The 22,941-nt window shown below is 44.7% G+C and carries 17 protein-coding genes; 14 read left to right on the forward strand and 3 right to left on the reverse strand.

What is annotated here, in order from left to right:
• Window positions 1-87: 87 nt before the first annotated feature.
• Window positions 88-2,142, reverse strand: coding sequence for a putative bifunctional diguanylate cyclase/phosphodiesterase (locus L5M17_RS09530; protein ID WP_263146899.1), 2,055 nt, complete (start codon window positions 2,140-2,142; stop codon window positions 88-90).
• 195 nt (window positions 2,143-2,337) lie between these two features.
• Here L5M17_RS09530 and pnp point away from each other — a divergent pair, with 195 nt between their 5' ends.
• The 11 genes from pnp to deoD all read left to right on the forward strand — a co-directional run bounded on the left by pnp (window position 2,338) and on the right by deoD (window position 15,676).
• A complete protein-coding gene (gene pnp, locus L5M17_RS09535) occupies window positions 2,338-4,437 on the forward strand; it encodes a polyribonucleotide nucleotidyltransferase (RefSeq protein WP_263146903.1) in 2,100 nt (699 codons plus the stop codon).
• A gap of 192 nt (window positions 4,438-4,629) precedes the next feature.
• Window positions 4,630-5,532, forward strand: a complete 903-nt coding sequence (gene nlpI / locus L5M17_RS09540) for a lipoprotein NlpI (RefSeq protein ID WP_168822816.1) — start codon at window positions 4,630-4,632, stop codon at window positions 5,530-5,532.
• A 99-nt stretch (window positions 5,533-5,631) separates the two neighbouring features.
• Window positions 5,632-7,212 carry a peptide chain release factor 3 gene (gene prfC, locus L5M17_RS09545; RefSeq protein ID WP_105251704.1) on the forward strand — a complete coding sequence of 527 codons (1,581 nt, stop codon included), beginning with the start codon at window positions 5,632-5,634 and terminating at the stop codon, window positions 7,210-7,212.
• A gap of 91 nt (window positions 7,213-7,303) precedes the next feature.
• Window positions 7,304-7,507 carry a hypothetical protein gene (locus L5M17_RS09550; protein WP_173497506.1) on the forward strand — a complete coding sequence of 68 codons (204 nt, stop codon included), beginning with the start codon at window positions 7,304-7,306 and terminating at the stop codon, window positions 7,505-7,507.
• Window positions 7,508-7,517: 10 nt separating this feature from the next.
• Window positions 7,518-8,282, forward strand: a complete 765-nt coding sequence (locus L5M17_RS09555; protein ID WP_173497507.1) for a TatD family hydrolase — start codon at window positions 7,518-7,520, stop codon at window positions 8,280-8,282.
• Between the two features lie 176 nt (window positions 8,283-8,458).
• Window positions 8,459-9,754: a NupC/NupG family nucleoside CNT transporter gene (locus L5M17_RS09560; RefSeq protein ID WP_105251707.1), complete on the forward strand. Its 1,296-nt coding sequence runs from the start codon at window positions 8,459-8,461 to the stop codon at window positions 9,752-9,754.
• Between the two features lie 347 nt (window positions 9,755-10,101).
• A complete protein-coding gene (locus L5M17_RS09565; protein WP_113939307.1) occupies window positions 10,102-10,941 on the forward strand; it encodes an outer membrane protein OmpK in 840 nt (279 codons plus the stop codon).
• Window positions 10,942-11,363: 422 nt separating this feature from the next.
• Complete coding sequence (gene deoC / locus L5M17_RS09570; RefSeq protein WP_006086931.1) at window positions 11,364-12,134, forward strand: deoxyribose-phosphate aldolase; 771 nt, start codon at window positions 11,364-11,366, stop codon at window positions 12,132-12,134.
• A 184-nt stretch (window positions 12,135-12,318) separates the two neighbouring features.
• Window positions 12,319-13,650: a thymidine phosphorylase gene (gene deoA / locus L5M17_RS09575; protein ID WP_173243376.1), complete on the forward strand. Its 1,332-nt coding sequence runs from the start codon at window positions 12,319-12,321 to the stop codon at window positions 13,648-13,650.
• 9 nt (window positions 13,651-13,659) lie between these two features.
• Window positions 13,660-14,874 (forward strand): phosphopentomutase, encoded by a 1,215-nt coding sequence (locus L5M17_RS09580; protein ID WP_263146910.1) that lies wholly within the window; start codon window positions 13,660-13,662, stop codon window positions 14,872-14,874.
• Window positions 14,875-14,965: 91 nt separating this feature from the next.
• Window positions 14,966-15,676: a purine-nucleoside phosphorylase gene (gene deoD, locus L5M17_RS09585; RefSeq protein WP_006086929.1), complete on the forward strand. Its 711-nt coding sequence runs from the start codon at window positions 14,966-14,968 to the stop codon at window positions 15,674-15,676.
• A 189-nt stretch (window positions 15,677-15,865) separates the two neighbouring features.
• On the opposite strand, the gene L5M17_RS09590 is transcribed toward deoD, so the two are convergent.
• A complete protein-coding gene (locus L5M17_RS09590) occupies window positions 15,866-16,900 on the reverse strand; it encodes a YtjB family periplasmic protein (protein WP_263255145.1) in 1,035 nt (344 codons plus the stop codon).
• 79 nt (window positions 16,901-16,979) lie between these two features.
• On the opposite strand from L5M17_RS09590, the gene serB reads away from it, so the two are divergent.
• Both serB and L5M17_RS09600 read left to right on the forward strand, forming a co-directional pair.
• A complete protein-coding gene (gene serB / locus L5M17_RS09595) occupies window positions 16,980-17,960 on the forward strand; it encodes a phosphoserine phosphatase SerB (RefSeq protein WP_263146914.1) in 981 nt (326 codons plus the stop codon).
• A 115-nt stretch (window positions 17,961-18,075) separates the two neighbouring features.
• Window positions 18,076-19,062, forward strand: coding sequence for an alpha/beta fold hydrolase (locus tag L5M17_RS09600; RefSeq protein ID WP_263146915.1), 987 nt, complete (start codon window positions 18,076-18,078; stop codon window positions 19,060-19,062).
• On the opposite strand, the gene L5M17_RS09605 is transcribed toward L5M17_RS09600, so the two are convergent.
• A complete protein-coding gene (locus L5M17_RS09605) occupies window positions 19,059-21,440 on the reverse strand; it encodes a PilZ domain-containing protein (RefSeq protein WP_263146917.1) in 2,382 nt (793 codons plus the stop codon). The two genes, L5M17_RS09600 and L5M17_RS09605, sit on opposite strands and share 4 nt — an antisense overlap.
• A 100-nt stretch (window positions 21,441-21,540) precedes the next feature.
• On the opposite strand from L5M17_RS09605, the gene radA reads away from it, so the two are divergent.
• Entirely contained in the window at window positions 21,541-22,905 is a 1,365-nt protein-coding gene (gene radA / locus L5M17_RS09610; RefSeq protein ID WP_263146919.1) for a DNA repair protein RadA, read from the forward strand.
• The last annotated feature ends 36 nt before the right edge of the window (window positions 22,906-22,941 follow it).

The following is a 22,941-nucleotide window of genomic DNA, read 5'->3' on the forward strand; positions in this document are numbered from 1 at the left end:
CAGCCAAAATCAGTCTAACGTTTAGGTCCGTTATGCTTAGCTTAATGTGATTAAGCATCGAATTGATTAAGTGCCAATGTAAGTATCCTAAGCCCCACGTAAACCATCAAGACTACTTATTGTTGCTGTTTGTGTTGCTATATACAGCGCTTCAAATTCTGCTTGGGGTAGAGGTTGACTAAAATAGAAACCTTGGCCGACTTGGCACTGATTTTCTTTCAACCAATCCAATTGCTGCTCGTTTTCAATGCCTTCGGCCACAATGGTCAAATTAAGCTGCTTTCCCAACATTAAAATGGTCGATGCAATTGCGCTATCCCCTGGTAGATCGGAAACGAAACAACGATCGATTTTCATGGTAGTGATAGGCAAATGGCGCAGGTAACAGAGTGAAGAATACCCTGTGCCAAAGTCATCGACGGCAATACCAAATCCGGCTGATTTCAATTGTTCAAGCTTAGCGATAGCGAGTTCAATGTCGTTCATCAACGAGGTTTCAGTGATTTCAATTTCCAGCAACTCGGGTTGGATTTGATAGCGTAATGCCATCTGTTTGATATCGGGAACTAAACTTGCATCGGCAAATTGCTGTGAGGCAACATTAATCGCAATTGGGATGGCATAGTTATATTTTTTCTGCCATTCCCTAAGTACTTTACAGCTTTGCTCTATCACCCAACGACCTATAGGAATGATGATACCTGTCTCTTCCGCGACGGGAATAAAGGAAATGGGGCTGATGAGTCGTCCGTCTTTTTGCCAACGGATCAAGGCTTCACAGGCGATGACTTTGCCCGTTTGCAGATCAAGTTTCGGTTGGAAATACAGTAAAAATTCATTGTTTTTTAACGCATCATGTAAAGATGCTTCAGTGCGTAAACGAACTGCTGCTCGCTCAGTCATCTGTTGTTTGAAGAAGGCCCATTGATTCGAGCCTGCAGCTTTCGCGCTGTACATGGCAATGTCAGCGTGACGGATCAAATCTTCAGCGCTGTTACCATCTTCGGGATAAATAGAAATCCCAATCGATGCCGCAGGATGAATTGCATGTTCATTTAATTGAATCGGGACATTGAGCTGGATCAGTAGCTTATCTACAAAATCTGCTGCTTGGTCTGGGGTGTGAACTGTATCGGCCAGAATAACGAATTCATCGCCACCTAAGCGGGAAACTGTGCCTTTATCACCAACGAAGCGTTCGAGAATACGGGCGATACGAGCGAGGAATTGATCGCCTAATGCGTGGCCAAGGGAATCGTTGATATTCTTAAAACGGTCTAAGTCGATAAACATCAATGCAAAGCTGCGTTTGTGTACTCGCGAGCGTTGGATAGTGACTGCGATGGTTTCAAGCAATAATGTGCGGTTAGGTAAACCCGTTAGCGGATCTCGGGTCGCCATTTTGCGCAGTTTGGACTGGGTTTGGCTAAATTGAATAAGAATTTGGTTGAATTTTGAGGTTACTAAGCCGAGTTCATCATCCTTGTGTGCGTTGGACATAGGTAAGAGATTTTCATCTGGAGAGTCGGGTTCGATCTTATCTATGGCCTCACTGATGCGTGCGATAGGCTGAGTCAGGAAGCGATGGAATACCACGGACAGCACTAAGGTGAGTAAGAGTGCACGAGCGAGAGTAGCAAAAAAACTAAATCTTAACTGCGAGAAGAGGGTGTTTGTTAGTTCTTGGGTATCGTAGAAAACCGTCAATGTACCAATGAGTTGCTGTTGTTGGGTACCTTCAAAATAAAAAGGCCTATACAAAGGGCGAGAAATTTCTTTGAGATCATCAAATAATTTATTACTTAAACTGATAAAAGTCTGTGAGTTATTCTGCTTATTATTACTGACAGAAACAAACATTGAGCCATCGTCCAGCTCAATCACCGCCGAGCCAACATGTTCGACTTTGATGGCACCCTCTAAAGTTTGACGGGCTAAATTATCATCTAATGCCCATACGGCATTTGCTGCAGGTTGTTTAACTGAATCAAGGAGTTCTTGCTGAGTGGTCGTGAGTTGTTGTTTGGTTGATACGACGACTAAAGCGATTTCAACAATAAAAATGGCAATGGCAAAAAATAGGGCAGTAAATACGACTAGGTTAGTTTGTTTCCACGTCAGTGACTTAAAACGGCCTGTCATCGGGCGCATCCTTCATGATAATTATTCACCATCGGCGAGATTTTCCGTATCAATATAAACCGCAACTCTTTGTTGATTTAACCACTTTAGTGAAAAGTTACGTATTTGTCATCATTATCTGCTCTTTATCTATTGATCCGAATTGCAGTATACTTACGCGCGTAATTCAAGGTCATTAATTAAGGAATGGGTCACGTGAATCCTATTGTAAAGAGTTTTGAGTATGGTCAACATACAGTCACCCTGGAAACAGGTGTTATAGCGCGTCAAGCTGATGCAGCCGTTTTAGCGAGTATGGGTGACACGACAGTGTTAGTCACTGTTGTCGGTAAAAAAGATGCAGATGCAGGCCGTGACTTTTTCCCTCTGACTGTTAACTATCAAGAAAAAACCTACGCAGCGGGTAAAATTCCTGGTGGTTTCTTTAAGCGTGAAGGCCGTCCTTCAGAAGATGAGACATTAATCGCTCGTCTGATCGATCGTCCAATTCGCCCTCTTTTCCCTAATGGTTTCAAAAACGAAGTTCAAGTTATCATTACCGTAGTATCTGTCGATCCACAAATAGAGCCAGATATCATCTCCATGATCGGTACTTCTGCGGCACTGGCTATTTCTGGTATTCCATTCAGCGGTCCTTTAGGTGCTGCACGTGTGGGTTACATTGATGGCGAATACGTGTTGAACCCAAGTGTTGCACAACTTGCAACCAGCCAACTTAACTTAGTGGTTGCTGGTACTGCTGGTGCAGTATTAATGGTGGAATCAGAAGCCCAAGCATTACCAGAAGAAGTGATGTTAGGTTCTGTAGTTTACGGTCACGATCAACAACAAGTGGTTATCAAGGCGATTGCTGAATTTAAAGCAGAAGCCGGTAAACCAACTTGGGATTGGACTGCACCAACGCAAGATGCCGATTTAGTTGCCCAAATCAAAGAGCTTGCTGAAGCTGGTTTAGGTGATGCGTATAAAATCCAAGTTAAACAAGATCGTTATGCTCAAGTTTCTGTTGTTAAAGCAGCAGCAAAAGAAGCCTTGTTAGCGAGCAATCCAAGCATTGATTTACGTGAAGTTGACAACTTACTGGGTAGCTTAGAGAAGAAAGTGGTTCGTGGTCGCATCATCCGTGGCGAGCCACGTATTGATGGTCGTGAACCAGACATGATCCGTGCATTGAGCGTGTTAGCGGGCGTATTGCCACGTACTCACGGTAGTGCATTGTTCACTCGTGGCGAAACTCAAGCGTTGGTAACTTGTACTTTAGGTACTGAACGTGATGCACAGAAGATCGACAGCATCATGGGCGAGCGCACTAACCGTTTCATGCTGCACTATAACTTCCCTCCATACTCTGTTGGTGAAACAGGCATGGTGGGATCACCTAAGCGCCGCGAAATCGGTCATGGTAAGTTAGCTTGGCGCGGTATTAACGCTGTTATGCCTTCAGCGGCTGAATTCCCATACAGCGTACGCGTTGTATCTGAAATCACTGAATCTAACGGTTCAAGCTCTATGGCGTCAGTATGTGGTACTTCTCTCGCGTTGATGGATGCCGGTGTACCTATCAAGACTTCTGTAGCGGGTATCGCTATGGGTCTAGTGAAAGAAGGCGATGATTTCGTTGTGCTTTCTGACATCTTAGGTGATGAAGATCATTTAGGTGACATGGACTTTAAAGTTGCGGGTACGCGTGATGGTATTACTGCACTGCAGATGGATATCAAGATCGAAGGTATCACTAAAGAAATCATGGATATCGCACTGCAACAAGCCTATGGTGCACGTGTACATATTCTAAACGTGATGGATCAAGCGATTGGTTCACACCGTGATGATATTTCTGATCACGCTCCACGTATCACTGTTATCAAGATCAACCCAGAAAAAATCCGTGACGTTATCGGTAAAGGTGGCGCAGTTATCCGTGCTCTGACCGAAGAAACGGGCACTACGATTGAACTGGAAGATGATGGTACTGTGAAAATCGCTTCTTCAAACGGCGAAGCAACTAAAGAAGCTATCCGTCGTATCGAAGAAATCACTTCAGAAGTTGAAGTGGGTCGTATCTACAATGGTAAGGTTATCCGTATCGTTGATTTCGGCGCATTCGTGAACATTCTGCCGGGCAAAGACGGTTTAGTACACATTTCACAAATCAGTGATGAACGTGTTGCTAACGTGTCTGATCACCTTGAGCTGAACCAAGAAGTTGCCGTTAAGGTGATGGAAGTGGATCGTCAAGGCCGCGTACGTCTGTCAATTAAAGAAGCACAAACGAAAGAAGCTGCTGCTGAATAATGAGTCTTTGACTTATTTATAGGCACACACTTTCTAAGTGATTGCATCAAAAGGAGATCAAATGATCTCCTTTTTTGTTTTGGCATTAAGAAAGTCACTATTAATCTTAATTCCCTAATAGCGGTCCTGTGGTGGGATTGCTATCATGAAGATTCTTCTGCGTATGTTGGGAATCTAAAAAGGTAGAAATGGATGAGTCTTAAAATTAGAACCGCTGTCGTTGCTGTGCTGGCGAGTGCCAGTCTGTTGTTAGCCGGATGCGCAACCACCCAGTCTCCTTTAGATAACCATAATGATGTTGAAGGTAAATTGGTTGTCGCGCCTGTCATGCCTGATTATAAAGTCGAAGTGACACTGGCAAAACTCAACGAGATTTTGGCTACGGTCGAACTGACGAATGAACAGAGAGCTAGATTTCATTACGATCGTGGTGTGATTTACGACAGTGTAGGCTTAAGACTGCTCGCACGGATTGATTTTATGCAAGCGTTAAAACTTCAGCCTGATCTCGCTGATGCCTATAATTTCCTTGGAATTTATTACACCCAAGAAGGTGAATACGACAGCGCCTATGAAGCCTTCGATGGCGTATTAGAGTTAGCACCTAATTATGATTATGCCTATTTGAATCGCGGTATTGCTTTGTACTATGGTGACCGTATTGATTTAGCGACTAAAGATATGCAGGCGTTTTATGCCGGCGATAATAAAGACGGTTATCGGGCATTATGGTTGTATTTGATTGATTTGAAAGCTGACTCCGTTGAAGCTAAAAAACAGTTAGCGCAGCATCGTCAGAATTTAGAAAATGATGCTTGGGCGACCGTTATCGTCGATTATTATTTAGGTAAAAAAAGCCGTGACGAGGTGTTTTCTGCGGCTAAAGTAGGCTTAACTTATCCGAAAGAATATGCTGAACGTTTATGCGAAGCTTATTTTTACCTTGCAAAAATGGCGATAGAAACTAAGCAATATCAAGATGCTGCAAACTATTTTCGCTTAGCATTGGCAACCAATATCTATGATTTTGTCGAACATAGATATGCGCGTATTGAACTCGCCAAAGTCAAAGGTTTGCTCGAAGCCACAAAATAACCTCTCTCAGCCCGAGTTCATCTCGGGCTTTGCCTAGCCAAGCTCGAACTGAGGCGCTATAATTTGCGCCTTTTTAGCGATACAAGTGCATAGGTTAACATGTCAGGCAATAAAGTAGAGGTCGATAAACGTCGCACCTTCGCGATCATATCGCACCCCGACGCGGGTAAAACAACCATTACCGAAAAAGTGCTGTTATTCGGAAACGCTTTGCAGAAAGCGGGTACGGTTAAAGGCAAAAAATCGGGTCAGCATGCTAAGTCTGACTGGATGGAAATGGAGAAAGACCGTGGTATTTCTATTACTACGTCTGTCATGCAATTTCCCTATGGTGGCGCCCTTGTTAACCTACTCGATACGCCTGGTCACGAAGACTTCTCTGAAGATACTTATCGTACTCTGACGGCCGTTGACTCATGTTTGATGGTGATCGACTCTGCTAAGGGTGTTGAAGACCGTACTATCAAGTTGATGGAAGTGACACGTCTGCGTGATACGCCGATTGTGACCTTTATGAACAAACTCGACCGCGATATCCGTGATCCTATTGATCTGATGGATGAAGTCGAAAGCGTGCTGAATATTGCCTGTGCACCTATTACTTGGCCTATTGGCAGCGGTAAAGAGTTCAAAGGTATTTACCACATACTGCGTGATGAAGTGGTCTTGTATCAAGGCGGTATGGGACACACGATCCAAGAGCGTCGTGTAATTAAAGGCATTAATAATCCTGATCTTGAGAAAGCGATTGGCAGTTATGCCGCTGATTTGCGCAATGAGATGGAATTAGTGCGCGGTGCGTCGCATGAATTTGACCATGCAGCTTTCTTGAAAGGCGAGTTGACGCCAGTGTTCTTCGGTACTGCGCTAGGTAACTTTGGTGTGGACCATATTCTTGACGGCATCGTCGAGTGGGCACCTAAGCCATTACCGCGCGAAAGCGATACACGCGTTATCATGCCTGATGAAGAAAAATTCACCGGTTTCGTGTTCAAGATCCAAGCAAACATGGATCCAAAACACCGTGACCGTGTCGCCTTTATGCGTGTGTGTTCTGGCCGTTACGAGCAAGGCATGAAAATGCACCATGTGCGTATTGGTAAAGATGTTAACGTTAGCGATGCATTGACCTTTATGGCGGGCGATCGTGAGCGTGCTGAAGAAGCTTACCCAGGCGATATCATCGGTTTACATAACCATGGCACTATCCGTATTGGCGATACGTTTACCCAAGGTGAAAAATTCCGTTTCACTGGCGTACCTAACTTCGCCCCTGAAATGTTCCGCCGTATTCGTCTGCGTGATCCGCTTAAACAGAAGCAACTCTTAAAAGGCTTAGTACAGTTATCTGAAGAAGGTGCTGTACAAGTATTCCGCCCAATTGATACTAACGATTTGATTGTTGGCGCTGTGGGTGTACTGCAGTTTGAAGTGGTTGTTGGTCGTCTGAAGAGTGAATATAACGTCGAAGCTATTTACGAAGGTATTAGCGTGTCTACCGCTCGCTGGGTTTATTGTAAGGATGAGCGTAAGCTTGAAGAGTTCCGCCGTAAGTGTAGTCAAAACTTAGCACTCGATGGTGGCGATAACCTAACCTATATAGCACCAACTATGGTTAACCTGAATCTTTCGATGGAAAGATATCCTGATATTGAGTTTGCGAAAACCCGCGAACACTAATAGGGTTCGGTTTAGAATAGTTGTTGAAATGGCGGTGAATTCACCGCCATTTTTGTATCTAATGAAAACTAAAAATCGGTTCTGGATGTAAATGATGGCGAATTGGATCACAAAAACATGGCAGGCTTATATTCATTGGTGCGACCGAATGGGGCTGACACCTGAAAATCGTCGCTGTTGCATGCCGCGCCTTGAAGATCCTCCATTAGCGGTAAAATGCGTTAAAGCTTTGGTGGTTGACACAACGGTATCGCCACCCGAACTTCATTCAATTGGTAAATCGACCGCAGAGTGAGGAATTTGCTGTGATTGATACCCACGCCCATTTGGATTTTGCTGAGTTTGATGTTGACCGTGACGATGTGGTGTTGCGAATGCACAGTGTTGGCGTAGATAATCTGATTATTCCTGGTGTGTCCCCGCGGCACTGGCACAAACAGCTTGCCGTTGCCGAACAATACCAAACTTATTTTGCCCTCGGTATTCATCCTTGGTTTTGTCCAGAGGATGTTGATGCTGGGATCTTAGCATTAACATCTCAAGTTTCGGCGTTACTAGAATGTCCTCGCTTTGTTGCTATTGGTGAATGTGGCTTAGATAAGCTCTATTCCTCAACGTGGTCTCAGCAGCTCGCATTTTTTGAGGCACAATTAGCTTTAGCTAAGTCCGTTAATCTGCCAGTTATTATTCATAGCGTAAAAGCACATTCAGAGGTTTTAGGGTGTTTGAAAAAGTATCAATTGCCTAGAGGCGGTGTGATACATGCTTTTTCTGGCAGTACTGAAATTGCACTGGAATATATCAAATTAGGTTTTAAGCTGGGAATTGGTGGTTTGATTATGAACCCTAATGCCAAAAAATTGCTTAAAACTGTCAGCGAATTACCACTTCAGCACTTCATACTTGAGACTGACTCTCCAGCAATGACACCGATAAATGTTACTGAAAAACGTAACCAGCCCGCTAACCTTGTTCTTTTTATAGACAAAATTGCCAATTTGCAAAAAAAATCAAGTGTTCTAATATCAGAACACTTGGTGTCGAATGCAATGCAACTGTTTGACCTTTAGCTGTTTTTAAATAAACAGGTGTAGGTCGCACTAGCATTCTGCACTAAGCGATTGAAATTAAACTCCAAAAATATGATCAAAACGACGATTTTCGACTTTGCCTCGGGTATAATCTGACTCGGAAATAGGTTGATTAACAACATAATTAAAAAGTGTTAACAATAGGGTGATGGTTAATGGATATATTAATGAGTTTAGTAGGGGTGGTCACCCTACTTGCGATAGGTTTCCTCCTATCGAATAACAAAAAAGCAATTAATTTACGTACAGTGGGCGGCGCGTTAGCTATCCAAGCTGCCTTCGGTGGTTTTGTACTGTATATTCCTGTTGGTAAAGACATTCTGAAAGGAATGTCTGATGCGGTTTCTAGCGTTATTGGTTACGCACAAAACGGTATCGGTTTCCTGTTTGGTGATTTAGCTAACTTCAAACTTGGCTTTATCTTCGCAGTTAACGTGTTACCCGTTATTGTGTTTTTCTCTTCTCTGATTGCGGTTCTATATTACTTAGGCGTTATGCAGTGGATCATCCGTATCATCGGTGGTGGTTTACAAAAAGCATTGGGCACAAGCCGTACTGAATCTATGTCAGCAACTGCTAACATCTTCGTTGGTCAGACTGAAGCCCCATTAGTGGTTCGCCCATTCATTCCAACTATGACGCAGTCTGAACTGTTTGCGATCATGGTGGGTGGTTTGGCATCAATCGCGGGTTCAGTATTGGCTGGTTACGCGCAGATGGGTGTACCTATCGAATACTTAGTTGCCGCTTCATTCATGGCAGCACCAGGTGGTCTATTAATGGCTAAACTGATGCACCCTGAAACTGAAGCAGCTAAAAATGACATGAGCGATTTACCAGAAGATCCTGACAAACCAGCTAACGTATTAGACGCCGCTGCTGCAGGTGCTTCATCTGGTATGCATTTAGCCTTAAACGTAGGCGCTATGTTGTTAGCCTTCGTTGGTTTGATCGCTATGGTCAACGGCATTATTGGTGGTGTGGGTGGTTGGTTTGGCGTTGAAGGTTTAACACTTGAACTGATCCTTGGCTATGTGTTTATGCCATTAGCATTCCTTATCGGTGTGCCTTGGAATGAAGCATTAGTAGCAGGTTCTTTCATCGGTCAAAAGATCATTGTTAACGAATTCGTTGCTTACTTAAACTTTGCTCCATATATCTCTGATGCTGCCACGGCTTGTACAGCAGTAGCTGCTGAAGTTGTTAAAGGCCTGCCGTTATGCGTTGCTGAAACTCAAGCTGTGATGACTCATAGAACACAAGCGATTATTTCGTTTGCTCTGTGTGGTTTCGCTAACTTGTCTTCAATCGCGATTCTGCTTGGTGGTTTAGGTGCTATGGCTCCTAACCGTCGTCATGATTTAGCTACAATGGGTATTCGTGCGGTTATCGCCGGCTCTTTAGCTAACTTAATGAGCGCAACACTTGCTGGTTTGTTCTTAGCTATCTAAGTAACAACAGCAGGGGGAAACCCCACTAACTGGGTCCTGACCATGCAGGGCAGGGCCTAAGTTAATTCAACCATTTTCCAGTAGTGATTCCTGTAGTGAATAGTTTCTCCAATTGAAAGACACAGAATGCAACCGAAGTGTAGCTGTCATTCTGTCTTAAATGTCGTGAGTCTACGCTTACGTTAATTAATCGTAATGCAGAAGTCGCGACTTTGTTCACAATTAAGAATTTTGTGTTTGTGATTTTACGCTAGATTATTGAGATTTTTTTTAATCTAGGTAGAATGCGAACGCCACAAAAAGAACGCTACCCTCGATGGTAGCAAACAAGATAAATGGGGTTGATGATGAAAAACGTTAAAACTTTAGCTTTAGCCGCTACTGCAGTAGCAGCAATCTCTGGCAACGCATTTGCTGCTGATCGTACTGATCTTCACGGTACTGATTATAAGTGGATGCAGTTCAACGCTATGTACTCTATTGGTGAAAAGCCAGATAACCCAGCAACAGGCGATCAACACAACTATTTAGAAATGGAATTCGGCGGTCGTTCTGGCGTATTCGATCTATACGGTTATGTTGACGTATTCAACTTAGCAAACCAATCAAGCAGCAACGGTGACAAGAACCCAGGTTCTGGCACAAGCAAAATTTTCATGAAGTTTGCTCCACGTGTGTCTATCGATGCTTTGACTGGTAAAGACTTATCTTTTGGCCCAGTTCAAGAAGTTTACTTCTCTACTCTGTTCAACTGGGACGGTCTGAATGGTGAAGGCGTTAACTCTTCATTCTGGGGTGTTGGTGCTGATGTAAACGTGCCTTGGTTAGGCAAAACAGGTATGAACCTATATGGTTTCTACGACCTGAATGCTAAAGAGTGGAACGGATATCAGTTCTCTGCTAACTGGTTCAAACCTTTCTACTTCTTTGATAACAAGAGCTTCCTGTCATTCCAAGGTTACATCGATTATCAATTCGGTGCAGATGAAGACCAAGCTGCTTTCGTACCAAAAACGTCAAACGGTGGTAACATCTTCTTCGGCCTATACTGGCATTCAGATCGTTATGCTCTGGGCTATGGCTTGAAAGGCTTCAAAGACGTTTATCTGTTAGAAGATGGTGCTGGTGCTCTAGCTCTAGAATCAACAGGTTGGTCACACTACCTGTCAGCAACTTACAAGTTCTAATCTCTTGTAATTATTGCTTGTTGGAGCCGCATTATGCGGCTCCATCTTTAGTTTTACCATGAGTCTTTATCTAAGCCTATTAGGCTAACAAGCGGGTTTATATAAAGGTTTGTGTTTTTCTCGCGCTAAAATGGATTTTTCGCGGAAAAGTAGGAGCAAGATTTTATTCGTATCCTCTCTTCCGGTCTTCAAGGATTCAAGTCGTGGTCACTTATAAGTTATTTTAAGTGTCAGGATGCCTATTGCTCTTTATGACTTAGGCAAGATTGAATACCTACAACAAGGTAGTTTGTACAAGCAAATTACTCGGCACCGCCTGAAGGCCCGGCCATATAAAAATAATCAAAATAATGCCACCTCTCAAGCGTTGCTGTTATGCGACTGATTTCTATTCATTTAATTTTTATTTTTGGAGAGCTATTATGACTGATTTAAAAAAAGCAGCACAACGCGCCATTGAGTTAATGGACTTAACAACTTTGAATGATGACGACACAGATCAAAAAGTGATCGACCTGTGCCACAAAGCGAAAACGGCTGCGGGCAATACTGCCGCTATCTGCATTTACCCACGTTTCATCCCGATTGCACGCAAGACGTTAGATGAAATCGGTGCTGAAGATATCCAAATCGCCACTGTGACTAACTTTCCCCATGGCAATGATGACATTGCCATTGCTGTGCTAGAAACTCGCGCAGCTGTTGCCTATGGTGCCGACGAAGTTGACGTGGTATTCCCATACCGCGCACTGATGGAAGGCAATGAAACAATTGGTTTTGAATTAGTTAAAGCCTGTAAAGAAGCCTGTGGTGAAGTCTTGTTAAAAGTCATCATCGAATCTGGCGTGTTAGCTGATCCTGCACTTATCCGCCGTGCATCAGAGCTTTCAATCGATGCAGGTGCTGACTTTATCAAAACCTCTACTGGTAAAGTGCCTGTAAACGCCACACTTGAAGCGGCTGAAATCATGTTAACTGTGATCAGCGAGAAGAATACCCAAGTAGGCTTCAAGCCTGCCGGTGGTGTGCGTGATGCTGCACAAGCGGCTGAATTCCTCGGTGTTGCTGAGCGTATTTTAGGTGCTGATTGGGTTTCACCACGTACCTTTAGATTTGGTGCTTCAAGTTTACTAAACAGCTTGTTACACACACTAGAATTAGCTGATGCGCCTAAGCCGACTCAAGGCTATTAATTGCAAACTATCGCTGATTAATACTATCAGCGTATAGCGAGCCTAATTAAGTGTGACCTAAATCTATTTGGCAAACTCAAAACTTCGATAGTATGAACTTGTAATATTGCTACAGTTTTGATGTTTCATTGCAAAGATAAGCACTAGCGACAAGGTTGTTAGTGCCTATCTTGGAGGCAGTATCATGTTTCTAGCTCAAGAGATTATTCGTAAAAAACGTAATGGTTTAGCGCTAAGTTCCGCAGAAATACAGTTTTTTGTTCAAGGTATCACTACTAACGCAGTGTCCGAAGGTCAGATTGCCGCATTAGGCATGGCTGTGTACTTTAATGACATGAATATGGATGAAAGAATCGCTTTAACGACAGCGATGCGTGATTCTGGCACTGTACTTAATTGGCAATCATTGGGACTCAATGGCCCTGTTATCGACAAACACAGCACTGGCGGTGTGGGCGATGTGATTAGCCTTATGCTTGGCCCTATGGCTGCGGCTTGTGGTGGTTATGTGCCTATGATTTCTGGGCGTGGCCTAGGTCATACGGGCGGCACGCTCGATAAGTTTGATGCCATTCCGGGTTATCAAACTGAGCCATCAAGTGAATTGTTCCGTAAAGTGGTTAAAGAAGTCGGTGTGGCGATTATTGGCCAAACAGGCGATCTCGTTCCTGCCGACAAACGTTTCTATTCTATCCGCGATAATACCGCCACCGTTGAATCCATTTCCCTCATCACTGCGTCGATTTTGTCTAAGAAATTAGCCTGTAATTTAGATGCGTTGGCGATGGACGTGAAAGTCGGTAGCGGCGCCTTTATGCCAACCTATGAAGCATCGGAAGAATTAGCTCGCAGTATTGCAGCTGTTGCTAATGGCGCGGGCACTAAAACGACAGCTTTGCTTACCGATATGAATCAAGTGCTTGCATCTTGCGCAGGTAACGCGGTTGAAGTGAAAGAAGCCATCGACTTTTTAACGGGTGCTTACCGTAACCCGCGTTTATATGAAGTCACTATGGGTCTTTGCGCTGAGATGTTGCTTCTGGGCGGTCTTGCAAGCAATGAAGCCGACGCTCGCGCTAAACTGAATCGTGTGCTCGATAATGGTCGCGCTGCAGAACTTTTTGGCAAGATGGTGTCGGGTCTTGGTGGTCCAGTCGATTTTGTTGAAAACTACAGTAAATACCTACCGCAGTCACAAATTATTCGTCCAGTTTTTGCCGATATGCAAGGTTATGCCTATAGCATGGATACCCGTGAATTAGGTTTAGCGGTTGTGACCTTAGGTGGCGGCCGCCGTAAGCCCGGTGATGCACTAGACTATAGTGTTGGCTTAACTCAAGTGTGTGCTTTAGGCGATAAAGTAGATTCATCGACTCCGATTGCCGTTATCCATGCACAGTCTGAAGCTGCCTTCGCGGAAGCTGAACTTGCGGTGAAAAAAGCGATTCACATTGGTGAAACCGCTCCAGAAAAAACACCTGAGATCTATGCCTATATTCGTGCATCGGACCTTTAAGGAAGAATTATGAAACGTACCATTATTATGATGTTGGACTCCTTTGGAGTCGGTGCTTCTGCTGATGCAGCAAGCTTTGGTGATGTCGGTTCCGATACCTTTGGTCATATTGCTAAAGCATGCGCCGAAGGCAAAGCCGATATTGGCCGTGAAGGCCCGCTGAAATTACCTAACTTAGCGCGCTTAGGTCTAGGCCATGCGGCGATGGAAAGTACTGGCGCCTTTGCACCCGGTTTTGGCGATAATGTTGAGCTGATTGGTGCTTATGGTCATGCACAAGAGTTAAGTTCGGGTAAAGATACGCCGAGCGGTCACTGGGAGATGGCGGGCGTGCCCGTACTATTCGAGTGGGGTTATTTCAGCGAGCACCAAAATTCTTTCCCTAAAGAACTGACGGATAAGATCTTAGCCCGTGCAGGTCTGGATGGATTCTTAGGTAATTGCCATGCCTCAGGTACAACCATTTTAGAAGAGTTAGGCGAAGAGCACATGCGCTCTGGCAAGCCTATTTTCTACACCTCTGCTGATTCAGTATTCCAAATCGCTTGTCATGAAGAAACCTTCGGTTTAGACAATCTTTATCGTCTTTGCGAAATAACCCGTGAAGAGTTAGAGCCTTACAACATAGGTCGCGTCATTGCCCGTCCATTTGATGGTACTGGTCCAAGTGATTTTGCCCGTACCGGCAATCGTAAGGATTATTCGCTCGCGCCACCTGCAAAAACTGTACTCGATAAGCTGAAAGAGGCTGGCGGTGAAGTGGTGAGTGTGGGCAAGATTGCCGACATTTATGCTTACTGTGGTATCACTAAAAAAGTGAAGGCGAACGGCTTAGAAGCACTTTTCGATGCGACCTTAGCCGAAGTGAAATCTGCGGGTGATAACACTATCGTGTTTACTAACTTCGTTGATTTCGACTCTCACTACGGTCATCGCCGTGATGTTGCTGGCTACGCCAAAGGGCTGGAATATTTTGATGCCCGTTTGCCTGAAATGCTCGCATTATTAGGTGAAGACGATCTGCTGATTTTAACGGCGGATCACGGTTGCGATCCAACATGGCAAGGTACGGATCATACTCGTGAATATGTGCCAGTATTAGCCTTTGGCGCTGGATTGAAAGCAGGTTCTATGGGTCGTCGTAATAGCTTTGCCGATATCGGCCAATCTATTGCGAGCCACTTTAAGCTTGAACCTATGGCCTATGGCGAATCGTTCCTTTAGGCAAATTAGCATTTATTTCGATTTGGCGGCTGACATTTGCCGCCAGTAAACAAAGACTTAAGTCTTAATAAAATAAACAGGGGTTATTTCGATGGCAACACCACACATTAATGCTGTAGAGGGCGCATTCGCTGAGACAATGCTGTTTCCAGGCGATCCATTACGTGCAAAATATATTGCTGAAACATTCTTAGAAAATGTTGAGCAAGTGACTGATGTTCGAAACATGCTAGGTTTTACTGGTACTTACAAAGGTAAGCGTATTTCAGTAATGGGTTCTGGCATGGGTATTCCTTCATGCTCTATCTATGCAACTGAATTAATTCGTGATTACGGCGTTAAGAACCTGATCCGTGTGGGTACTTGTGGTGCGATCAGCACTGACGTTAAAGTACGTGACGTGATCATCGGTATGGGTGCATGTACTGACTCAGCGGTTAACCGTTTACGTTTTAAAGGCCAAGATTTTGCCGCTATCGCTAACTATGAGCTGATGAATGCGGTTATCGAATCTGCGAAAGTTCGTGGCACTAAAGTTCGCGTAGGTAACATTTTCTCTGCGGACCTGTTCTATACTCCTGATCCACAAATGTTTGACGTGATGGAGAAGATGGGCGTATTAGGCGTTGAAATGGAAGCGGCTGGTTTGTACGGCGTTGCCCATGAGTTTGGCGCACGTGCCCTGTGCGTTGTGACTGTATCTGATCATATCCGCACCGGTGAAAAGACTTCTGCAGAAGAACGTCAAACCACATTCAATGACATGATCATCATGACATTAGAAGCGGCGATTACACTGTAACTGTTACGCTGTAAGAGTGTGCTACTGAAAAGGGTTCGCAATGCGAACCCTTTTTTATGCCAATTTTTAGCGGCTGTTCTATTCGACTTTGTTATTAATGGTTTGGTTATTAGAAATTACTTGTTTATGGCTTATCTAGAGCTTAGCTATCAATAGATTAGTGATTTACCTTATCTATCGAAATAGAGATTAACCTGTTGAATCTGTGTCGAGATCACTTGGTTCACTGGGTGTTTTTGGCGTCGAAGTTTCGGCCGCAGCGGCTGTTGCTTTAGTCGCGTGTTTTACCCGACGGACACTTTTTACTTTAGGTTTAACCTTAACAGGTACCGCTTGTTCCGCATCGTTTGCCGCGTTTTCAACTGCTGTATTATCCTGTAATTCCAATGATTTTTCTGACGTTTTTTCGGCCTTAGTTTGCACACTGATCTGAGTGAGCTTATCGGTATTTGCCTCTGTCACTGCTTTTGGCGCCTTAGTGGGTTTAGCCGCTTTTTCTTGTGGATTATCAGTGGTCGACACTGTTTGATCTTCGGTTAGCACTTGCGCCAAACCATTATTAACACTTTCTGATGGCTCTTCAGTTGAGGATCGTTTCTTAGGTTTTTTCGGCGCTTGACGCAACTTAACCCGAAAGCGGCGGCGGTCGAAGTCGGCACGTTTGAAAGACAAAGAGCGTGAAAGCAACATACCAATCAAGCCTGCAACCAGCAGCATGATTTGTTGTTGCTCCATGTTTAAATTATGGGCTTCTTTGATTTCGTTGAAAAATAACTTGGTATCAAGCCTGACTTCGACATAACCTAGATTTTTCCCTTCTTGGATCACGGGCTCTACATAGGGAGGATATTTGCTTAGCAGCAAATTCATTTCTTCCGAGTCAGGATCAACTACATCCTTAGTGATGCTTTGAGCGAAGGATAGCCGCATGCCTTGGTCACTGAAGATGGCGGCGGACATCACCTTAGGATCTTCCACTAAAGCGCTGGCGAGCCATTGCAACTGTTCGTCATTTTGCAGTTGTAGCGCGGGTGCGGCACCATAAGCGGTTTGCTGTACCAGTAATCTGGCCATCTTTTGAGTTTGGGACTTTAGAAGCAACTGACCTTGTAGTAGGCTTGTCTGCCACAATTGCACTAAGCCGAATATTAAGGCGAAGGCGGCGGCAATTTGGATCAGTCTACTGATTTTATGGCTTTTCTTTAGCCCTTTAAGATATAACACTTTGACCCTTAAAATGTAGAGCGCTTGCCTAATCATAATTGATTCTGAGTGAGCCCGATAGTTGGAGAATTTAAGTCCGATGGAAAGCTTGAACCAAGATGCGCTTTTTTTGTGGTTAGTCTCTGACCATTCCCCAAGGTTTGAACGCCAAGGGCAAGTGTTTGAACGTTATCAAGAGTCAGCAAACCCCGCAGGTGTTTCACGTGTGCGAATTATTTATCAAGATGCCGTGGTAGAGGCGACAATATCGGCATGGATATCGCAATTACCTCAGTCTAACGTTATCGGTATCGCCCATATCGAACGCCAAGTTGGTTTACATTGTATCGAGTTGGCACTGGTAAATTTGCCTTCTCAGGCGCAGTTAGCGGCATTCCCGCAATCTTTAGCTGAACTGCATGTCATCAATTTTGATTTGCCTCGCTTGAATCATCCCGGTTTATTAGTGATGGATATGGATTCCACTGCGATTCAGATTGAATGTATTGATGAATTAGCGGCCATGGCAGGCGCGGGTGAGCGCGTGGCGGCGATTACTGAACGTGCTATGCAAGGTGAGCTAGATTTTGAGCAGAGTCTGCGTCAGCGTGTGGCACAGCTTAAGGGCGCCGATGCCAGTATTATCACGACATTGTGCGACAACTTGCCTTTGATGCCTGGGCTTGAGCTTATGCTTTTAGAGCTTAAATCCCATGGCTGGCGTTTAGTGGTTGCATCTGGCGGCTTTACGCCTTTTGTTGGCCATTTAAGGCAGCTTCTAAACTTAGATGCGGCCTTTGCTAATGAGTTAGTGATCACTGACGGTAAACTTGCGGGGGAAGTAACAGGTAAAGTTGTGGATGCGCAGTTTAAAGCGGATGTGGTTGAGCATTGCAGTGAGCAGTGGCAAATTCCAAAAGGCCAAAGAGTCGCGATCGGCGATGGCGCGAATGATATTCCTATGGTGATGGCAGCGGATTTTGGTATCGCTTTCCATGCCAAACCTAAGCTGGCAGCGGCGGCGGATGCCAATATTCGTCACCTCGACCTGCGAGTTCTACCTTACCTGCTACAAATCTAGGTTATTCATTTATTTAAATATAAGTCTAGATAGAGACTGAGTTAGAGTAAGGACTCTTGTCTTTTATTGATGAGCTGGTAGTTTAAGGATATTGATAAACTACCAGTGACTTATTTTGACTCAGCTCGCCCAAGGCTCAATTTCGACCATTTCACAGTCTTCAATCTACCTGCCGTACCGCGATGGTCAACTGCATCTACGCCAGTTATTACCAGCTGCGCCTGATTTTTCTAAAACGCCTATCCTCATGCTCCATGGTGCTATGTCTAACGGTCGGGTGTTTTATAGCCAGAGTGGCCGTGGTCTTGGTTGTTATTTAGCGAAGGCGGGATTTGTGGTGTATGTGCTGGATACTGCAGGAAGAGGGCTCAGCTTGCCTAAAATCGATCGTGATTTTACCTTAGGGCAGGGGGAAGTGATCCGCGAGCAGTTACCTTTAGTGCAGCAGGCGATTCTCGATTTACATCAAAAAGTCTGCCAAGAGCAGACGACTCGTAAAGCCGTGGCGCCTTCGCAGGTGCATTGGTGTGCCCATTCATGGGGCGGTGTGTTGATGGCGAGTAGTTTGGCCCGATATCCTGATTTGCAGCAAAGCGTTCGTTCACTGCTTACTTTCGGTAGCAAACGGACAATTCGGGTTAAGTCCTTCAAAAAGTGGTTAATGGTTGATGTTTTTTGGAATCGTTTAGCGCCAGGTTTAGCGATGGGCCAAGGTTACCTCGCCGCCGATAAGCTGCGCATTGGTATGGACAATGAAAGTCGCGCCTCATTAGTTCAAAGTATCGATTGGGTGCGGGGCGATTGGATCGATCACGATGATAGATTTGATTATGCGAAAGCGGCAAAGCATGCTCATTGGCCACCGGCTTGGTTTATCTCAGGGCAAAACGATACTGTGTTGGGGCACCCTGAAGATGTGGCGGATATGGTCGTAGAGTGTGGTTTTAAACGGGTTAAATCGACGCTTCTTTCTAAGGAGAATGGCTTTAAGCATGACTATGGCCATGCAGATATGCTGACGCATTTAGATGCCACCAGTGATCATTTTCCTAAGATAAGGGATTGGTATTTAAGTTTTGATCTGGCGGTATTGAACAATTAAGACTGCTTTTTATGAAGTACTGGGTATCTTAATTCGACTTCTTGGGTAATATCTAACAGTTCGCCGACACCAATCACACGCCATAACTGTTCTTCTAACTGCTTAGCTTTATGGTTTGCATGAATATTAATGTATTCCAATTCACGGCGTAGGTAGTTCATATCAGGCTTCTCTGTCGCGCCGCGATAAATGCGTAGGGCGAGGAACCTGCCTAATGCTTTGCTCTGATTGATAAAGGTTATCTGTGCTTCGACATCACCGATTTCAGTTGCAAGAGTGCACTTTAAAAAGATTTTTCCGCGAGATTGGCGAATTAACTGAATAAACACTTCAATAAAATCCATGTCCTGTTGGGGTTTCATTTGGCGGATAGGTTCGAGAATATCTCGCTTAAAAAAACCGTCTTTTAGCAGTGGCGCTAAATTATATTGCAGAGTATCTGAGGTGCCCGCGGCAAAAATATCGCTGATCTCATCCTGTTGTGTACCAACGCCTAAACAAGCGACTTGGGCAGATTTTGTCGTTTTTTCAACAAAATAGGGCACAGAATGTAAATCATGCATCAAAATATTTTTTAAACCATCGGCAAGTTCTTTGATTTCACTATTGTTTTCGGTGAGTTGCTCTAATTTTTCTTTGTTATGGGCAATAAGTTTATTTAAAAATTCGACCCCAACATGGGGCGTATGGCCCATAACGGCGGTTAAATGCAAGGTTACACCATTCTTGCGGGTACGCACTAAGCGGTAGGGGAGGTTATCTAGCTGTGTTTTGCCTGCAATGGTTTGGAGCTTTGGGAAGCTTAACAGCAGTGGTTTATTTGATGAAAAATCTGCAGGATTATCCAAGGTTAATTGCATGCCTCGGCTTGAAATATCTAAAGTAATGCCCGTGGCTTTGTGCTTGTCTTGAGTCACATTGACTAAGGTTTTAAAGGCGAAACGCGCTTCTTGGCGTCGCTCGCTAAACTGCATGGAAACTAACTTAATTTGATTGGTGGTCAGTCGTTGTTGACCAAAGGTTTTTAGGGCGTTGGCATTACTGTCGTCTTGCCAAGCTTTGTAATGGCCTCTGGTATCTTCGTTGCTGATTTCGATAAGCTGAAGTAAATGACTAAATTGCGATAATTGTTGTTCGACCAATGGGCTAAATTTTGCTTCATCTCCTGGGAGGGTCGCACGTCGATAACCCTTATCATGATAAATTTTATCTTGGGTGACTTTGAAGATCCGCCAGCTGGGCTTGGTCGATGCAAAGCCTAAAAATAAAGGCATCATGCCCTTAGCTTTAAGCTCTGCTAAGGTGGCAGAGTAAAAATATAAGCAACCTTGGGCATTATAGGTAAAGCTAAAAAATAGCCCATGGTCGGGATTTTCAGGATGATTAAGTAGCTCAGATAAACGGCTTGGTGTCAGCATGGCTGGTAACTGGCTCACATCATTTTCATCTTGAAAATAATGCACTATCTGCTGGTTGTCTCGGCTGAGTAGCATGTGGCTCAAACCTTGAGTTTGAGTATTGAAATATAAAGGTAAGTGGGGCAAATGGGGTAAATAATGACGCTCAAATCCAAGCCCTGTTGCTGTGACTATCACATCATTCACATCTACTTTGTAACGCAGTTTGTAGCCGCGGATTAAATTGCCAAGCATTTCACTTAAGGCTTCGCTGCCCCCAATACGCTTGAGTCTTAACCAAATATATTCGCCATTGGTTTGGCTATCGACAACCTCATAGTCAACACCGAGCTGGAGATCGGGATAGTAAAACTCTTCACTGAGTTCCAGTAATTTTATTTTAAGGGGATGGTCGAGATCGAAGGGATGGTTGGCTGCAAGGCGAATACGGGCACCACCTACGGATAAATCTGCAGTTATCCCTTGTATTTCACCACGGCCGGTTTGCGATGCTGCGATGCGAATACTGTAATTCATCCGCTCTTCTGTGCGGTTGAAATAACTGCCTAATACCACGCCGGGCACCATAAAAGGCTCTGACTCAGCGGCCTCTACCTGCGTGACACCTTGGCGCAACTTTAACCGACGTTGTTGGTGAGCATTGAGCACATACTCGTATACTCCCAAGGTATATTGATTGCGAAACAGTGACATGGCCTCATGCATACTGTTTTTGGCGGGTTCATCTAAAAAATGTCGCTGTTGACCTAACATCACCTCAACACAAGGAAGCTCTGATTTATCCCTGAGATCGATAATTCGCGTGCATGGTGAAGCCAAACGACTGAGTTCCATTTTCACTAGAAAACGGGTCGAATTGGTTTCATCTATCGTCAGCTGCTGGAAAATCTCTTGGAAGTTAGGTTCCATGAGCAATGGCTTGAGCTGTTCGATGAGTGCACTATGGTTATCTAGACTCATGTAGGGTTCTTTTTAATGCTTATTTTGTATTGGGCTGTTAGTCTTATGTCGGCAGTATTCGCAGTTACTTAAATTGATTTTATACAGATTTTAATGAGTTATGGCAAAGAATAAAACGGCGTACGTATGTAATGAGTGTGGACAAGACTTTCCCCGTTGGCAAGGGCAGTGTAGCGCTTGTCAGGAATGGAATACGATCACTGAGGTGAGGCTCGGTGCAGCTTCGTCTGGGCGTAGCACTAAGTTTGTCGGTTATGCCGGAGCAAGCAGCAATGAAGTGAAGACATTAGATCAAATCGATCTCAATGCCTTACCGCGGATCTTGAGTCATTTTGGCGAATTAGACCGAGTGCTCGGTGGTGGGATTGTACCAGGTTCTGCCATTTTGATTGGCGGACATCCAGGCGCAGGTAAGAGTACGCTTTTATTGCAAACTCTGTGTCATCTAGCCGAGCAAATGCCTGCACTGTATGTCACGGGTGAAGAATCGTTGCAGCAGGTAGCGATGCGCGCCCATCGCCTTGGTTTACCAACCAATAAATTGCGGATGTTGTCTGAAACCAGCGTCGAGCAAATTTGCGAAGTTGTCCTTAAAGAATTGCCTAAAGTCATCGTTGTTGACTCGATTCAAGTGATGCATATGAGTGATGTGGCATCGAGCCCAGGCAGTGTGTCGCAGGTGCGTGAATCCGCTTCTTACTTAACCCGTTTTGCGAAAGAAAATGGCATTGCCGTGATCATGGTCGGCCATGTGACCAAAGATGGCAGTTTGGCTGGGCCCAAGGTATTGGAACATTGTATCGACTGCTCTGTGATGTTCGAAGGGGATAGCGATAGTCGTTACCGCACCTTGCGCTCCCATAAAAATCGTTTTGGCGCGATCAATGAATTAGGTGTATTTGCCATGACCGAGCGCGGCTTAAAGGAAGTCGCCAATCCTTCGGCAATCTTCCTCTCTCGTGGTGAAGAAGAATCATCTGGCTCGCTTGTCATGGTGGTTTGGGAAGGCACCCGGCCCTTGTTGGTGGAGCTGCAAGTGCTGGTGGATAACTCAGCCATGTCTAACCCGCGCCGCGTGGCTGTGGGTATGGATGCAAACCGTTTGGCCATGTTGCTTGCTGTAATGCACCGCCATGGTGGTTTGCAGATGTCGGATCAGGACGTGTTTGTTAACGTGGTGGGCGGCGTGAAAGTGACTGAAACCAGTGCCGACTTAACGTTACTCTTGGCAATGGTATCGAGTTTTCGCGGTGATATTTTGCCTAGCGATTTAGTTGCCTTTGGTGAGGTCGGGCTGTCCGGCGAAATTCGTCCTGTGCCTAATGGGCAAGAGCGATTAATCGAAGCCGCTAAGCATGGTTTTAAGCGAGCAATAGTGCCCAAGGCCAATGTGCCGAAAAAGCCTCCAGCTGGGATGGAAGTGGTGGGTGTTTCTAAGTTATCCGAAGCGCTAGAAGCGATTTAGCATCAAATGCTCGCGAGTGAGTTAACACCAGCAAGC

The organism is Shewanella sp. SW24 (genome assembly GCF_025653395.1).
GTDB lineage: Bacteria > Pseudomonadota > Gammaproteobacteria > Enterobacterales > Shewanellaceae > Shewanella > Shewanella oncorhynchi.

What these genes read in the sequence shown, in the direction of transcription:
- L5M17_RS09530 (WP_263146899.1), bottom strand. Translation starts at nt 2,142, where the DNA reads ATGACAGGCCGTTTTAAGTCACTGACGTGGAAACAAACTAACCTAGTC.
- L5M17_RS09550 (WP_173497506.1), top strand. Translation starts at nt 7,304, where the DNA reads ATGATGGCGAATTGGATCACAAAAACATGGCAGGCTTATATTCATTGG.
- deoA (WP_173243376.1), top strand. Translation starts at nt 12,319, where the DNA reads ATGTTTCTAGCTCAAGAGATTATTCGTAAAAAACGTAATGGTTTAGCG.
- prfC (WP_105251704.1), top strand. Translation starts at nt 5,632, where the DNA reads ATGTCAGGCAATAAAGTAGAGGTCGATAAACGTCGCACCTTCGCGATC.
- deoD (WP_006086929.1), top strand. Translation starts at nt 14,966, where the DNA reads ATGGCAACACCACACATTAATGCTGTAGAGGGCGCATTCGCTGAGACA.
- L5M17_RS09560 (WP_105251707.1), top strand. Translation starts at nt 8,459, where the DNA reads ATGGATATATTAATGAGTTTAGTAGGGGTGGTCACCCTACTTGCGATA.
- nlpI (WP_168822816.1), top strand. Translation starts at nt 4,630, where the DNA reads ATGAGTCTTAAAATTAGAACCGCTGTCGTTGCTGTGCTGGCGAGTGCC.
- deoC (WP_006086931.1), top strand. Translation starts at nt 11,364, where the DNA reads ATGACTGATTTAAAAAAAGCAGCACAACGCGCCATTGAGTTAATGGAC.
- radA (WP_263146919.1), top strand. Translation starts at nt 21,541, where the DNA reads ATGGCAAAGAATAAAACGGCGTACGTATGTAATGAGTGTGGACAAGAC.
- L5M17_RS09565 (WP_113939307.1), top strand. Translation starts at nt 10,102, where the DNA reads ATGAAAAACGTTAAAACTTTAGCTTTAGCCGCTACTGCAGTAGCAGCA.
- L5M17_RS09580 (WP_263146910.1), top strand. Translation starts at nt 13,660, where the DNA reads ATGAAACGTACCATTATTATGATGTTGGACTCCTTTGGAGTCGGTGCT.
- serB (WP_263146914.1), top strand. Translation starts at nt 16,980, where the DNA reads ATGGAAAGCTTGAACCAAGATGCGCTTTTTTTGTGGTTAGTCTCTGAC.
- L5M17_RS09605 (WP_263146917.1), bottom strand. Translation starts at nt 21,440, where the DNA reads ATGAGTCTAGATAACCATAGTGCACTCATCGAACAGCTCAAGCCATTG.